General features: G+C 72.9%; 10 protein-coding genes. 4 read left to right on the plus strand and 6 right to left on the minus strand.

All coding sequences use genetic code 11. From position 1 onward, the window contains the following. Window positions 1-7 precede the first annotated feature (7 nt). Window positions 8-1,558 carry a YifB family Mg chelatase-like AAA ATPase gene (locus P1V51_21360; GenBank protein ID MDF1565600.1) on the minus strand — a complete coding sequence of 517 codons (1,551 nt, stop codon included), beginning with the start codon at window positions 1,556-1,558 and terminating at the stop codon, window positions 8-10. A gap of 308 nt (window positions 1,559-1,866) precedes the next feature. On the opposite strand from P1V51_21360, the gene P1V51_21365 reads away from it, so the two are divergent. Then, complete coding sequence (locus P1V51_21365) at window positions 1,867-2,346, plus strand: DUF4920 domain-containing protein (GenBank protein MDF1565601.1); 480 nt, start codon at window positions 1,867-1,869, stop codon at window positions 2,344-2,346. Next, a complete protein-coding gene (locus P1V51_21370) occupies window positions 2,343-2,948 on the plus strand; it encodes a PepSY-associated TM helix domain-containing protein (protein ID MDF1565602.1) in 606 nt (201 codons plus the stop codon). The genes P1V51_21365 and P1V51_21370 overlap by 4 nt, the downstream gene beginning before the upstream one ends. 112 nt (window positions 2,949-3,060) lie before the next feature. On the opposite strand, the gene P1V51_21375 is transcribed toward P1V51_21370, so the two are convergent. From P1V51_21375 to pssA, 4 genes are read right to left on the minus strand one after another with little or no spacing between them, the layout of a single operon-like run. Further along, entirely contained in the window at window positions 3,061-4,299 is a 1,239-nt protein-coding gene (locus tag P1V51_21375) for a hypothetical protein (GenBank protein MDF1565603.1), read from the minus strand. Next, complete coding sequence (locus P1V51_21380; protein MDF1565604.1) at window positions 4,296-5,543, minus strand: CinA family nicotinamide mononucleotide deamidase-related protein; 1,248 nt, start codon at window positions 5,541-5,543, stop codon at window positions 4,296-4,298. The genes P1V51_21375 and P1V51_21380 overlap by 4 nt, the downstream gene beginning before the upstream one ends. Before the next feature lie 16 nt (window positions 5,544-5,559). Further along, complete coding sequence (locus P1V51_21385; protein ID MDF1565605.1) at window positions 5,560-6,069, minus strand: phosphatidylglycerophosphatase A; 510 nt, start codon at window positions 6,067-6,069, stop codon at window positions 5,560-5,562. Next, on the minus strand, window positions 6,069-6,905 hold the full coding sequence (gene pssA / locus P1V51_21390; protein ID MDF1565606.1) for a CDP-diacylglycerol--serine O-phosphatidyltransferase: 837 nt from the start codon (window positions 6,903-6,905) through the stop codon (window positions 6,069-6,071). The genes P1V51_21385 and pssA overlap by 1 nt, the downstream gene beginning before the upstream one ends. Before the next feature lie 129 nt (window positions 6,906-7,034). On the opposite strand from pssA, the gene P1V51_21395 reads away from it, so the two are divergent. Together P1V51_21395 and P1V51_21400 are read left to right on the plus strand one after the other, a co-directional pair. Continuing rightward, on the plus strand, window positions 7,035-8,165 hold the full coding sequence (locus P1V51_21395; protein ID MDF1565607.1) for an alpha/beta fold hydrolase: 1,131 nt from the start codon (window positions 7,035-7,037) through the stop codon (window positions 8,163-8,165). A 107-nt stretch (window positions 8,166-8,272) separates the two neighbouring features. Beyond that, window positions 8,273-12,760: a hypothetical protein gene (locus tag P1V51_21400; GenBank protein MDF1565608.1), complete on the plus strand. Its 4,488-nt coding sequence runs from the start codon at window positions 8,273-8,275 to the stop codon at window positions 12,758-12,760. 94 nt (window positions 12,761-12,854) lie between these two features. On the opposite strand, the gene P1V51_21405 is transcribed toward P1V51_21400, so the two are convergent. Further along, window positions 12,855-13,856: an RluA family pseudouridine synthase gene (locus P1V51_21405; protein ID MDF1565609.1), complete on the minus strand. Its 1,002-nt coding sequence runs from the start codon at window positions 13,854-13,856 to the stop codon at window positions 12,855-12,857. Window positions 13,857-13,917 lie beyond the last annotated feature (61 nt).

Here is a 13,917-nt window from a genome sequence, read left to right on the forward strand (position 1 = left end):
GGGCCTGTCAGCGGGGCAGCTGGAGGTTGGGGTCGTCGGGGGCGAGGGTCCGGTAGGCGAGGGCCTCGGCGAGGTGGGGGGCGGTGATGCTCCCCTCGCCCTCGAGGTCGGCGATCGTCCGGGCGACCCGGAGGATCCGGTGGACGGCCCGGGCCGAGAGCCCGAGGCGGTCGGCGCCCCGGGAGAGGAGGTCGCGGCCTGCGGCGTCGAGGCGGCAGTGACGATCGAGCTCGCGCCGGCGCATGCAGGCGTTCACCGCCGGGAAGCAGCTGCGCGCGAGGCGGCGCCGCTGCCGGGCGCGCGCCTCCCGGACCAGGTGGGCGACGGCCCGCGAGTCGGGACCCTCCGGGGCGGCCTCGAGGGCGAGGTAGGGCACCGGCCGCAGGGTGATCTGCAGATCGATCCGGTCGAGGAGCGGCCCCGAGAGCCGCGCGGCGTAGCGCCGGGCCAGCCCGGGGGAGCAGGTGCAGGGCCGGGGGCTGCCCTCCCAGTCGTGGCCGCAGGGGCAGGGGTTGGAGGCGAGCACGAGCTGGAAGCGCGCCGGCAGGCGGGCGCGCTGCCGGGCCCGGCTGACGATCACCTCTCCCGACTCGAGGGGCTCGCGCAGGGCGTCGAGGGTGCCGCGGGGGACCTCCGCCGCCTCGTCGAGGAAGAGCACGCCGTGGTGCGCCAGGGAGATCTCCCCCGGGTAGAGCCGGTCCTGGCTGCCTCCCCCGACCAACGCGGCCTGGGAGGCGGTGTGGTGGGGCGCCCGGAAGGGGCGCTCGCGGATCAGCGGCTCGTCCCCCAGGAGGCCGGCGGCCGAGTAGATTCGGCTGGTCTCCAGGCGCTCCTCGGGGGAGAGGGGCGGGAGGATCCCGGGCAGCCGCCGGGCCAGCATGGTCTTGCCCGCCCCGGGGGGTCCCGAGAGGAGGAGGTGGTGCCCGCCGGCGGCGGCGATCGTCAGGGCGCGCACCGCCGCGGGCTGGCCGCGCACGTCGCGCAGATCCGGGCCGGCGCCGGCGGGGAGGCGGGGCGGGGGAGGGCAGGGGAGGCCGGCGGGCAGCTCCCGCTCGCAGAGCAGCGCCACCGCCTCGCCCAGGTCCCGGGCGCCGTGGACCGCCAGGCCCTCGACGCTGGCGGCCTCGGCGGCGCTCGCCATCGGGAGGACGATTCCCGCGAGCCCCTCGGACCGGGCCCGCTCGGCCAGGGCGAGGGCGCCCCGCACCGGGCGCAGGGCTCCGTCGAGGGCCAGCTCCCCGGCGAGGGCCAGGTGCGCGGTGTGGCGGGTGGGGACGATCTCCATCGCCGCGAGGAGCGCGATGGCCAGGGGCAGGTCGAAGGCCGAGCCCGACTTGCGCCGGTCGCAGGGAGCCAGGGAGAGGGTGATGCGCTTGTTGGGCAGCGGCAGGCCGTGGGCCTTCAGGGCGTTCTCGATCCGCACCCGGGCCTCGCGCACGGCGCCATCGGGGAGACCGATGATGGCGATGCTCGGCAGCCCCCGGGTGAGGGCGACCTCGACGTCGATGCGGTGGGCCTCGACGCCCTCGAGGGCGGCGGTGATGGTGCGTGCGATCATGGGGACCGGCGCCACAGCAACCGATGTGCCAGCGCCCGGGGAGGGCCCCCCGGCCTTCGCAGGATCCCGCCGGACGAGGCCGATCCTGGTGCCTGGAGGGCGATCCGGTGGGGAGCGCCCGGGCGAGCGCGGCCCGGCGAGCTCCGCCGGTCCGGCCCGGGAGGCGGCCCTCCCGTCCGGAGGGCAGACGGCGTGAATCCAGCGGGGGCGCCCCCGTCTCTCATCCAGGTTGGCGGGTGGGGGGTGCTGTGCTACCTGACGCAGCCCCGCGCTCACGAACACGAATCTCTACGAACCGGAGAATGTCCATGATCCGCAAGCTCTTCGCCCTCGCCCTCTCCGTGGTCCTCCTCGCCGTCGCGGCCCCGGCCCTCGCCGGCAAGTCCGAGGGCAAGGCCTACGGCAAGCCCCTCTCGAAGGAGGCCTTGAAGGTCACCGTCGCCCAGCTCGTCGAGAGCCCCGAGGACTACGTCGACAAGCGGGTGCAGGTCAGCGGCATCGTCACCGACGTCTGCTCGAAGCGCGGCTGCTGGATCCTCATCGGCGGCGAGGACGGCGAGACCGTCCGCTTCAAGGTGACCGATGGCGTGATCGTCTTCCCCATCGAGGCCAAGGGCAAGCGCACCGAGGCCGAGGGGATCTGGACCAAGTTCGAGCTCTCCAAGGAGCAGGTGATCGAGCGCAAGAAGCACCACGCCGAGGAGAAGGGCGAGAAGTTCGACCCGGCGACCGTGACCGGCCCCGAGACCCAGTGCCAGCTCAAGGGTGAGGGCGCGGTCATCAAGTGAGCGACGCCAGGGTGCCGGACCGGCCGCTGAAGAAGGCCGGAGGCTTCAAGTGGAGGAAGTGGAACAACATCCTCCACCGCGACATCGGGTACCTCGCCGCGGCCCTGACGATCGTCTACGCGATCTCGGGGGTGGCGGTGAACCACATCCACCAGTGGAACCCGAACTACACCTTCGAGCACGAGGTGAGCACCTTCCCGCCGCTGCCGGCGGGGGCGAGCAAGGCGCAGATCGTCGCGCACCTGCGGGAGAGCCTCGACCTGCCGGAGCCGAAGGAGACCTTCAAGCCGGCGCCGATGAAGATCCAGCTCTTCTACGAGGGCTGGAACGTCGAGGCGGACCTGGAGGCCGGGCGCGCGGAGATGGAGCGCCCGCGTGAGCGCCCCATCCTGCGCGACTCCAACTACCTCCACCTGAACCACCCCAAGGGCCTCTGGACCTGGTTCGCCGATCTCTACGCCGTCGCGCTGGCCTTCCTCGCGATCAGCGGCCTCTTCGTCCTCAAGGGCAAGAAGGGCCTGACTGGCCGAGGCAAGTGGCTCTTCGGCCTCGGCCTCATCCTCCCCCTCGTCTTCATCGCCCTGCGCTACCTCGATCGCTGAGCGCGCGGGGTTGCTTCCGTCGCGGCCCTTGCGGGCCCGGGGAGCGTCCCCCGGAAGGGGCCCTCCGCCTCGGCCCGCAAGCGCCGCGACGGAAGCAAGCGCGCCGGCCGTGCTAGGAGAGCCAGCCGCCGGAGAAGTAGAGGGCGCCCCAGATGCCCATGTAGAGCGAGACCGCCGCGAAGATCCGGAAGGGCCAGTCCATCCGCCGGGCGCCGACCGCCAGCAGGACGAAGAGGAAGGGCGTCCAGTCGAGGCTGAAGCGGTAGCCGAACTGGAAGTAGCCGTCGTTCTGGTAGAGGAGCGCGGGCAGGGCGACCACGGCCACGCTGGCCCAGAGGGCCTTGGAGAGCCGCGCGCGGCGGCGGGGCCAGAGGAGGAGCAGGAAGAGCGGGGTGGTCAGGAAGATGCTCATCCCGTGGCCGTCGAAGCCGACGTTGAAGGGCTTCGCCGAGAAGGTCGGCAGGGCGAAGAAGGCGGCCTTCAGGTTCTGCTGGAGGTAGTGCGGGTGGAAGAGGCCGTACCTCGAGACCCAGGCGTTGACCCGGTTGTTCCAGAGGTGGGAGTGGCCGAACTCCAGGGGGCTCTCGAAGCGCACCCAGTTCATCCACATCATCACCGCGGCGAAGGCCACCAGCGGCGCCGCGAAGAGGAGCCCCCGCTTGAGGGTGTCCTTCAGCCGCGCCCCGAGGACGTCCCGGTCGAAGCGGCCGTCGGGGAAGAGCAGCTCGAAGAGGAAGAAGACGAAGGCGAAGGCCAGGGGCGTGCGGGTGAGCGAGGCGCAGGCGAGCACCAGCCCGGCGAGGAAGGGACGCCGGGCCTGGTGGGCGAGGTAGAGGTAGAGAATGCAGAGGGTGACGCCCATCGTCTGGGCGGTGAACCAGACCTCGCCGCGGATGCTGGCGTAGAAGTGCACCGTCCCGAAGCCCAGGAGCAGGGCGAAGATCAGGTTCTCCCGCCGGCTGCGTGGGGAGTCTCCGGTCCGCGAGAGGCGCTCGAGGAGCAGGAAGAAGAGCAGGACGTTCAGCGCCCCGAAGAAGACCGTGAACGACGTGTCGACGAACTGGTAGCCGAAGAGGGCGACGAAGGGCAGCATCGCCACCGCCGGGAAGGGCGGGAAGGAGACGTAGAAGCGATCGCCCTTGCGGGCCCAGTCCTCCTGGTCCGGCGGGTCGACCTCGAGGTGGAGCTGCCCGGCGAGCCAGGCCCGGCCCTGATAGATGAAGTGGGGGGCGGCGCTCTGCTTGAAGAAGCGGGGGCCGGAGAAGAGGGCCAACACCAGGTAGCAGGCGACGAAGAGGCCGAGCTCCAGCTGGTGGGCGCGCGCCCAGTCGCCGAGGCGCGAGAGGATCACAGGCGCCTCCCGGCGCCCGCGCCGATGGCCTGACGGCCGAGCTCGAAGGCCGTGAAGGCCCCGCCCCGCCGGATGCGCTCCCGGCTGCCGCGGAAGGTGCGGGTGAGGCAGAGCTCGTGCTCGCCCGGCCCGCTGACCGCGAAGCAGACCGTCCCCACCGGCTTCTCCTCGGTGCCTCCCTCCGGACCGGCGATGCCGGTGATGGCGAGGGCCAGATCGGCGCCGCCGACGCGGCGGGCGCCGCGGGCCATCTCGAGGGCCACCTCCTCGCTGACCGCCCCCTTCGCCTCGAGGGTGGCCGGTGAGACGCCGAGCACCCCGACCTTCGCCTCGTTGGCGTAGGTGACGGCCGAGAAGGTGAGGAAGCGGCTCGCCCCGGGCGCGTCGGTGAGGAGCTTGGCCGCGTAGCCTCCGGTGCAGCTCTCGGCGAGGGCGAGCTTCAGCCCCCGGGTGGCGAGGGCCTCTCCGAAGAAGGTGGGGAAGTCGAGCTCGCCCCGGGCGTAGACGAGCTCGCCGAGGGCCGCCTCCAGCCGGGCGGCGGCCTCCTCCACCTGGCGGGCGCCCTCCTCGCGCTCGGCGCCGATCGGCGAGAGGAGGCGCAGGAGGATCTCGGGGAAGGCGACCTGGTAGCCCAGCTCCACGCCCGCGGGCAGCTCGATGGCCCGGACGAGGTCCGCCAGGCGCGACTCGCTGCGGCCGAAGGTGCGCAGCTGCAGGGCCGAGCGGGCGCTCCCGGCCGGCAGGCGAGGCGGGACCTCGCGCTCGAAGAGGGGCTGCAGCTCCCGGGGAGGGCCCGGGAAGAAGAGGGCCTCGCAGGCGCCGATCGTGAGGGCGAAGGCGGGGGCGGTGCCGTGGTGGTTTCGCAGCACCGCGCTGCCGGCCGGGAGATCGGCCTGCCCCAGCTGGCGCTCGGTGACGGCCAGGCCGTAGCCGCTGACCACCTCCGTGACCTGGGCGGCGGCCTCGGCGTTGCGCTCGAGGGCGACCCCGGCGGCGAGGGCGGCGGCCTCGGCGGTGAGATCGTCCTCGGTGGGTCCCAGGCCGCCGGTGCAGAGGATCAGATCGCAGCGGGCGGCGGTCCGCCGCAGGACCTCGGCGACGGCCTCGAGCTCGTCGGCGACCGTGTGCATGGCCTCGACCCGCGCGCCGAGGGCGTAGAGGCGCTCGGCCATCCAGGCGCTGTTGGTGTCGACGATGGCGCCCGAGAGCAGCTCATTGCCGATGCTGAGAATCTCCACCCGCATCGTGAGGCGCCCGGTTCTACAGCGCGTTGGCGATCCACGCCATGGCGTGGAGCAGCGCGCAGGCGAAGAGGCCGGCCACCACGTCGTCCATCGTCACGCCGAAGCCATTCTTCACCTTCTTGTCGAAGTAGGAGGCCGGCCAGGGCTTGACGATGTCGAAGAGGCGGAAGGCGAAGAAGCCGGCCACCGCCCAGCGCCAGTCGTGGGGGGCCAGGGTCATGGTCCAGAAGAGGCCGGCCACCTCGTCGATGACGATCTCCCCGGCGTCGGTCTTGCCGAAGAGGGGCCCGGCCTTGTGGGCCGCCAGGGTCGAGATCCCGGTGGTCACCACCGAGAGGGCCAGCCACCCCCACCCCCCGAGGAGGGGGAAGGCGAACCACCAGATGACGACGGCCGGCAGGGTTCCGACCGTGCCCGAGGCGAAGGGGGAGTAGCCGAAGCCGCCGAAGCTCGCCAGGGCCTTCCAGGGGAGGCCGCCCGGCTGGTGGACGCCCCGCTCGGGGAAGCCGAAGCGTCCCTCGCCCATCAGGAGTAGACCTCTTCGTCCTCCTCGGCCGGGAGGAGATCTTCCTCGTCCTCCTCGGCCGACTCGTCCTCTCCCCTGCGGCGCAGGGCCTTGCTCTGCCGGTAGAGCTCCTCGACCAGCCCCAGGACCACGTAGGCGCCGACGTAGCCCACCAGGGCGAAGGAGGCGCGGGCCCGGGTCGCCACCATCACCCCGGCGGCGAGGATCAGGAGGAAGACCAGGGCGCTCTTGCGGGAGAAGCCCACGTCCTTGAAGGTGCGGAAGCGGACGTTGCTGACCATCAAGAGGCCGAGGCCCACGACCAGCAGCCCCACCCAGTAGTGGTGGATCACCGCCCGGCCGAAGTGCTTGTGGTGGGCGATGACCAGGCTGATCAGCATGGCCGCCGCCACCGGGATGGGCAGGCCGACGAAGAAGGCGCTCGGGGCGTGGTGGGGTCCCTCGCGAGAGGCCAGCACGTTGAAGCGGGCCAGGCGCAGGGCGCCGCAGGCCGGGAAGATGAAAGCCAGCAGCACGCCGGTCGTACCCAGGGGAGCGAGGCCCCACTTGTAGGCGAGCAGGCCGGGGGCGACGCCGAAGCTGACCACGTCGGCCAGGGAGTCGAGGTGCATCCCGAACTCGCTCTGGGTCCGGGTCAGGCGGGCGACCCGCCCGTCGAAGGCGTCGAAGAAGGTGGCGAAGAAGATGAGCAGGGCGGCCCGGTAGAGCTGCTCCCCGCTGGCCTCTCCCACGCAGAGGGTGATCGCGTAGAACCCGCAGAAGATGGACGAGACCGTGAAGAGGTTCGGCAGGACGAAGAGGAGCTTGCGAAGCTCGATGCGGGGTCGAGGTGCCATCGGTCCTTGGGATCTGAGGAGTCTTGCTCTCTTAGCACGATATGCGCCGAAAAGACGCCTGCGCTGGCCGCGCTCCACCCCGGCGGCCGCCCGTAGGCAGCTGGTGACGCATTGTGTCAGGATGGCGCCATGAGCGATGCCTGGCTCCCCGGCCTGCTGGCCCTCGGTCTCCTGGCGCTCGTGGGGCTGCTCGCGCTCTACCGGATCGCCGCCCGCTGGCGCCTGCACCTCTCCACCGAGGCCGACGAGCAGCTCTGGGTGAGGACCGCCGATGGCTGGCGGCTCTCCCTCTGGGGCTTCGCCCCCGATCCCGCGGCGCCCCGCCGGCACCTGCCGGTGGTGCTCTGCCACGGCCTGCAGGCCAACCGCTTCAACCTCGACTTCGTCCCCGGGCGGAGCCTGGCCCGGGCGCTGGCCGCGGCGGGCTTCGAGGTCTTCGTGGCCGAGCTGCGCGGCTCGGGCGGCTCCTCGCGCAGTGGAGACGGCCCCCACGGCGGCTTCGATGCTCACCTGCGCCAGGATCTGCCGGCCATCCTGGATCGGGTGGCGGCCCGGACCGGCCGGGATCGCTGCCTCTGGGTCGGGCACTCCATGGGCGGGATGCTGGCCTACGCCGCCAGCGGCCGCCCCGAGGGCGAGCGCCTGGCCGGCTTCGTGGCCGTGGGCTCCCCGGCGACTTTCCGGCACCACGCGCCCTTCTTCCGCCGCCTGCCCGGCCTGGCCCTCACCCTCTTCCCCCGGGGCATCCGCCTGCGGCGCCTGCTGGGCTGGCTGGCGCCCCTCTCGGGGTGGCTGGGCGCCTGGCCGGCCAGCGACACCATCAACGCCCGCAACATGGAGGGCTGGGCCATCCGCCGGGTCGTCTACAACCTGGTGGGCGATCTCCCGGCCGATCACCTGCGGACCTTCGAGGTCTGGATCCGGGAGGGCGCCTTCCGCTCCCTCCTCGACGGGGAGGACTTCCTGGAGAGCCTCGGGCGCAGCCGGATCCCGGCCCTGCTCCTGGCCGGCGCCGGGGATCGCCTGGTGCCGATCCCCGCGGTCGAGGCCGCCGCCGAGGTGCTCGGGGAGCGGGCGGAGCTGCGGATCCTCGGTCAGGAGACCGGCTACGCCGCGGACTACGGCCACGGGGACATCCTCCTGGGGACCAGCGCGCCGGCCGAGGTCTACCCCCTGATCCGGGAGTGGCTGGTGGCCCGGGACGCGCAGCTGGCCCGCCCGCCCGCCTCCGGAGTCGAGCGACCGACCGCCGGGGCCTGATCTTCAAGGGCAGGAAGCGGCGGACCCCCGCCCGGCTTGATAGGATGGGTGGGCTTTCGACGGGGTCCTCGTCCGGGGACCACCGCCTGAAGGAGGGGTCCATCGTCGTGAACAATCCAAACGCGCTCCTTCGAGGCGGGTCGCTGCTGGCGGCCCTCGCCCTCCTCTTCACCCTGCAGCTCACCGGCTGCGGGCGGACGCGGCCCGAGGTCTGCGAGGCCCACGCCGACTGCGGGCCCGGCCTCGAGTGCATCGGCGGCCGCTGCCACGCGGCGGGGCTGGTGGACTGCCAGGGGGACACCGACTGCCCGGGCGACGAGCTCTGCGAAGAGGGCCGCTGCGTGCGGCCGCCGCCCTGCGCGAGCGACGCCGACTGCGCGACGGGCGAGCGCTGCGAGAGCGGGCAGTGCGTGCCGATCCCGATCTGCCAGAGCGACGCCGACTGCGAGCCCGGAGAGTTCTGTGACGGGGGCGAGTGCGTGCCCTTCTGTCTCTGCGCCTCGGACGCCGACTGCCCCGAGGGCCTCGTCTGCCAGGAGTGCGCCTGCTGGCCGGCCGATCCCTGCGGCGGCTGCCCGCCGGGGACGGTCTGCGACGAGGCGAGCCTCCAGTGCCTGCCCCAGGAGTGCCCCTTCATCCCCTGCCCCGAGGGGGAGGTCTGCCAGAACGGGCTGTGCATCGCCGGCTGCGTCACCGACGCCGACTGCCCCTGCGATCCCTCCGGGGACTGCCAGGTCTGCGTGGGCGGGGTCTGCGAGGCGCCACCCGAGTGCCGGGTCGACGGTGACTGCCCGGTGGGCGAGCGCTGCGACCGGGGCCTCTGCGTGCGGGTGCCCTGCACCTCCGACGCCGAGTGCGATCCGGGCAGCGTCTGCGAGAACGGCGCCTGCGTGCCCGCCCCGAACTGCGTGCGCGATCGGGACTGCCCGGCCGGGCAGATCTGCGAGTTCGGCCAGTGCCAGCCCACTGTCTGCCAGAGCGACGACGAGTGTCAGGCCGGCTTCGTCTGCGTCGGGGGGCGCTGCGAGCCCCCCACCGTCTGCATCGACGATCGGGACTGCGCCCCGATGGGGATGATCTGCGTGGACGGCGCCTGCGAGGTGCCCGGGGGCTGCGTCACCGATCGGGACTGCCCCCCCGACCGGGTCTGCCGCGCCGGCCGCTGCGAGCTGCCCCAGGGCGAGTGCCGGGTGGACGGCGACTGCCCGGTGGGGCTGATCTGCGAGGGCGGCCTGTGCACGGTGCCGCCCGAGTGCAGCACCGACACCGACTGCGGGCCGGGCTTCCTCTGCGAGTTCGGCCGCTGCCTCTGGGTCGGCTGCACCGACGGCACGACCTGCCCCCCCGGCGAGGTCTGCGATCCGGCCACCGGCGCCTGCGTCGCCTCCTGCCAGGGCGTGGTCTGCCCGCCCGGCTTCAGCTGCGAGCCCTCCTCCGGGGGCTGCGTCCTCACCGACATCTGCGCGGCGCTGCAGTGCCCGCCCGACACCTTCTGCGATCCCGCGGCGGCCGCCTGCATCCCGGTCGATCTCTGCCAGGGCGTGGTCTGTCCGCCGAACGAGGTCTGCGATCCGGCCAGCGGCCGCTGCCTCTCCACCGACGTCTGCGACGGCGTCGTCTGTGGGCCGGACGAGGAGTGCCGCAACGGCGTCTGCCTCCTCATCTCCTGCGCCAACGGCCGCACCTGCCCGCCGGGGACGATCTGTGACGCGCCCTCCGGGGCCTGCATCCCGCACGATCCCTGCGACGGCATCAGCTGCCCCAACGGCTACGCCTGCGACGCCGGCCGCTGCGTGCCGGTGACCTGCAACACCTCGAGCGACTGCCCTGGCGGCTACCACTGCGAGGGCGGCGCCTGCGTGGCCGACGAGTGCGTGCGCCACCGGGACTGCCCGCCGCTGAACGAGTGCCAGGGCGGCCGCTGCGTCTACGTGGGCTGCAGCACCGACGCCGACTGCCCGGCGGGCGAGACCTGCAATGCCTTCGGCGTCTGCACCGCGCCCTCCGGCTGCATCCGGGACAGCGAGTGCCCGAGCCAGCACGTCTGTCAGAACGGGGTCTGCATCCCCGAGCCGGGCTGCAGCACCGACGCCGAGTGCGGCGCCGGTGAGATCTGCGAGTTCGGCTACTGCCAGCCGGCGGCCTGCGCCCGCGACGCCGACTGCGATCCCAACTGGACCTGCGTCTCCCGGCGCTGCGTGCCGCCGATCCCCTGCAACGACGACGGGGACTGCTCGGTGCTCGGCCAGGGGCTGGTCTGCATCGACGGCGCCTGCATGATGCCCGGCGGCTGCACCAGCAGCGCGGACTGCGGGCCCTTCGAGTCCTGCCTGGCCGGGGTCTGCATCCCCGACATCCTGCCCACCGACTGCACCAACGACGGCGACTGCGGGCCCGGCGAGCGCTGCGAGCTGGGCTTCTGCATCCCCGCCGGCCAGTGCATCGTCGACAGCGACTGCCCGACGGGGCAGGTCTGCAACCTCCTCTTCTGTGTCCCCGATCCCAACACCTGCTCCCTCGACACCGACTGCGACCCCGGGGACATCTGCGAGAACGGCCAGTGCACGCCCGGCGAGTGTCAGTCCGACGCCGCCTGTCAGCCCGGCGAGAGCTGCCTCGGCTGGCGCTGCGTCCAGACCGGCTGCGTGGTCGACGCCGAGTGCGGCAACGGCGTTGCCTGTGACGGGGCCGAGCTCTGCCAGGGCGGGGTGTGCGTGGCGGGGTCGCCGCTGGCCTGCTCCGACGGAGAGATCTGCACGGTGGATCGCTGCACCGAGCCCAATGGGACCTGCGAGTTCAGCCCCCGGCGGGACGGGCTGGCCTGCGGTACGGATGGCACCTGCCAGGGCGGGCGGTGCGTCCCCAACGCCTGCAGCACCAACGCCGACTGCTCGGATGGCGACGCCTGCAACGGCGCCGAGCGCTGCACCTCGGGGACCTGCGTCTCCGGTGCTCCGATCGACTGCGACGACGGCAACGCCTGCACCACCGGCGTCTGCGATCCGGCCACCGGGGGCTGCGTCACCTCGAACCTGCCGGACGGGGCCCCCTGTGAGAACGGGCGGATCTGCATCGCCGGGATCTGCAGCTCCACCGGCTGCGTGGGCGACGCCGACTGCGACGACCAGGACCCCTGCAACGGCCTCGAGACCTGTCAGGCCAACCGCTGCGTCGCGGGGACGCCGCTCGTCTGTGCGGACACCAACCCCTGCACGCGGGACGTCTGCAACCCGAGCTTCGGCTGCCGCTACCCCCCGATCGGAGACGGCACCTCCTGCGGGCCGGGGATGGAGTGCATCGGGAGGGACTGCGTCCCCATGGGCTGCTCCTCGAACGGCGAGTGCGACGACGGCCTGGCCTGCAACGGCCAGGAGACCTGCGACGCCGCCGGCGTCTGTCGGCCCGGGACGCCGCTCTCCTGCCCGACCACCGATCCCTGCTCGCCCGGCGTCTGCGATGAGGCGATCAGCGGCTGCGGCGTCGGCCGCGAGCCCGACGGCACCCCCTGCGGACCGAACGGCGAGACCTGCTCCGGCGGGGTCTGCGCGGCCCCTGAGTGTCAGGTCGACCTCGACTGCAGCGACAACAACGCCTGCAACGGCTTCGAGTCCTGCAGCGCGGGCGCCTGCCTCCCGGGCACCGGCGCGAACTGCGACGACGGTAACCCCTGCACCACCGACGTCTGCCGGGCCACGGTGGGCGCCTGCAACCACACCAACCTGGCCGACGGCACGCCCTGCGGTGGCGGCAACCTCTGCCTCTCCGGCGCCTGCGTGCCGCCCTTCTGCACCTCCGACGCGGCCTGCAGCGACGGTCAGTTCTGCAACGGCCTCGAGAGCTGCGCCAACTTCCAGCAGACCTGCGAGCCCGGCACCCCGCCGAACTGCTCCCAGGTGGGGCCCTGCCGGATCGAGCAGTGCGACGAGGCGAACGATCGCTGCCAGTGGGTGAACCGCCCCGACGGCCGCAACTGCCCCGGCGGCGGCACCTGTCAGTCCGGCCAGTGCGTCATCCCGCCGGGCGAGTGCCGGGACGACGGGGACTGCCCGAACGGCGAGATCTGCAACCCCTTCACCGCCACCTGCGAGGCGCCGACGCCCGGCTGCCTCACCGACACCGACTGCTCCTTCCCCGAGCTCTGCATCGGCGGGCAGTGCACGACCATCCAGGGCTGCCAGCGCGCCGCCGACTGCCCCACCGGCACGGTCTGCTACCCCAGCGGCATCTGCTACCTCGCCCCCGAGTGCTTCTCGGACCTCGACTGCAACACCGGCTTCCGGTGTGAGAACTGGTCCTGCCAGCCGGTCAGCTGCAGCAGCGACAGCGACTGCAGCACCGACTGGGTCTGCCGCGCCTCGCGCTGCCTGCCGCCGGCCTACTGCAGCACCGACGCCGAATGCCCGCTCAACGGGCTGCAGTGCATCAACTACACCTGCCAGAACCCCGGCGGCTGTCAGTCCGACGCCGAGTGCCCCAGCAACCAGTACTGCCTCTGGGGGGCCTGCTACTTCCTGCCGCCGCAGGAGTGCACCTTCGACGTCGACTGCCCGGCGGGGGAGGCCTGTCAGTTCGGGTACTGTCAGCAGGCGCCGTAGGCGCTGGCTGCGAGCTGTGAGCTACGAGCTGTGAGCTGTGGCCTCGAACAACACGGGCTCCTGCCCCTTCGCCCTGTTGCTCGCAGCTCGCAGCTCATGGCCGGGGCTCCGCCCGCAGCCCGGAGATCAGCGCCGCGAGGTCTCCCGGCAGCGGCGCTTCGACCTCCAGCCGCTCCCCGCTCACCGGATGCGGCAGCGCGATCGACGCGGCGTGGAGCGCGTGGCGCGGCAGGCGCAGCGCCGCGAGGTCCTCCTCGCTCAGGGCGTCGTCCAGGAAGCGCAGGAAGCGCTGCTCGTCGGCGCCGTAGATCTTGTCTCCGACCAGAGGCAGGCCCCGGTGGTGGAGGTGGGCCCGGATCTGGTGCTGCCGCCCGGTCTCCAGCGCGCACTCCAGGAGGGCGAGGGGCCGCCCCGCGTCGTCTCGGTAGCGCTCGCGCAGGGTGAAGCGGGTGCGCGCCTCGGCCCCGCCGGGGTGGCCGGGGGGCACGACGCTCATCCGGATCCGCACCGCGTGCTCCCCGATGAGGGCCAGGGGGGCGTCGACGGTGAAGCGCTCCTCCTCGGGCCAGCCCTCGCAGAGGGCTAGGTAGCGCTTCTCGACCTCGCCATGGTCGGCGAAGAGGGCCTTCAGCCGCCGGGTGACCTCCGGGCGGCGGCCGCAGAGGAGCACCCCGCTGGTCTCCCGATCGAGGCGGTGGGCCGGATCCGGGCGCAGGCCCTCGGCGTCCCGGTGCTCCCGGCCCAGGATCGAGGTGAGGGTGTGCTCGAAGTAGCGGGCGGTGGGGTGGACCGGGAGCCCCGCCGGCTTGTCCACCGCCAGCACCGCGCCGTCGTCGAAGAGGATCCCGAGGTGCTCGGGCAGGCCCTCGGGCTCCGGGACCTCCTCCTTGAGGAGCCAGAAGCGCAGCCCCGGCCAGACCCGGGTGGAGGCCTTCAGGGCGCGAGGCTCCTCGTGGACCAGCCGCTCCCGGATCAGCTGCTGCACCCGCGACCGGCTGGCGCGGCCCAGCTTCTCCTGCAGATAGCGGTCGAGGCGCCACCCGGCGTAGTTCACCTCGACCTCGAAGGGGATCCTGACCTCGGCCACGGGGCACAGACTGCCACGAAGGGGCGCTCCTTTGCCCCCTCGACGGCTCCTCCGGGCCTGGAACGGGTCT

It is taken from the genome of Deltaproteobacteria bacterium, from assembly GCA_029210625.1.
Classification (GTDB): domain Bacteria; phylum Myxococcota; class Myxococcia; order SLRQ01; family SLRQ01; genus JARGFU01.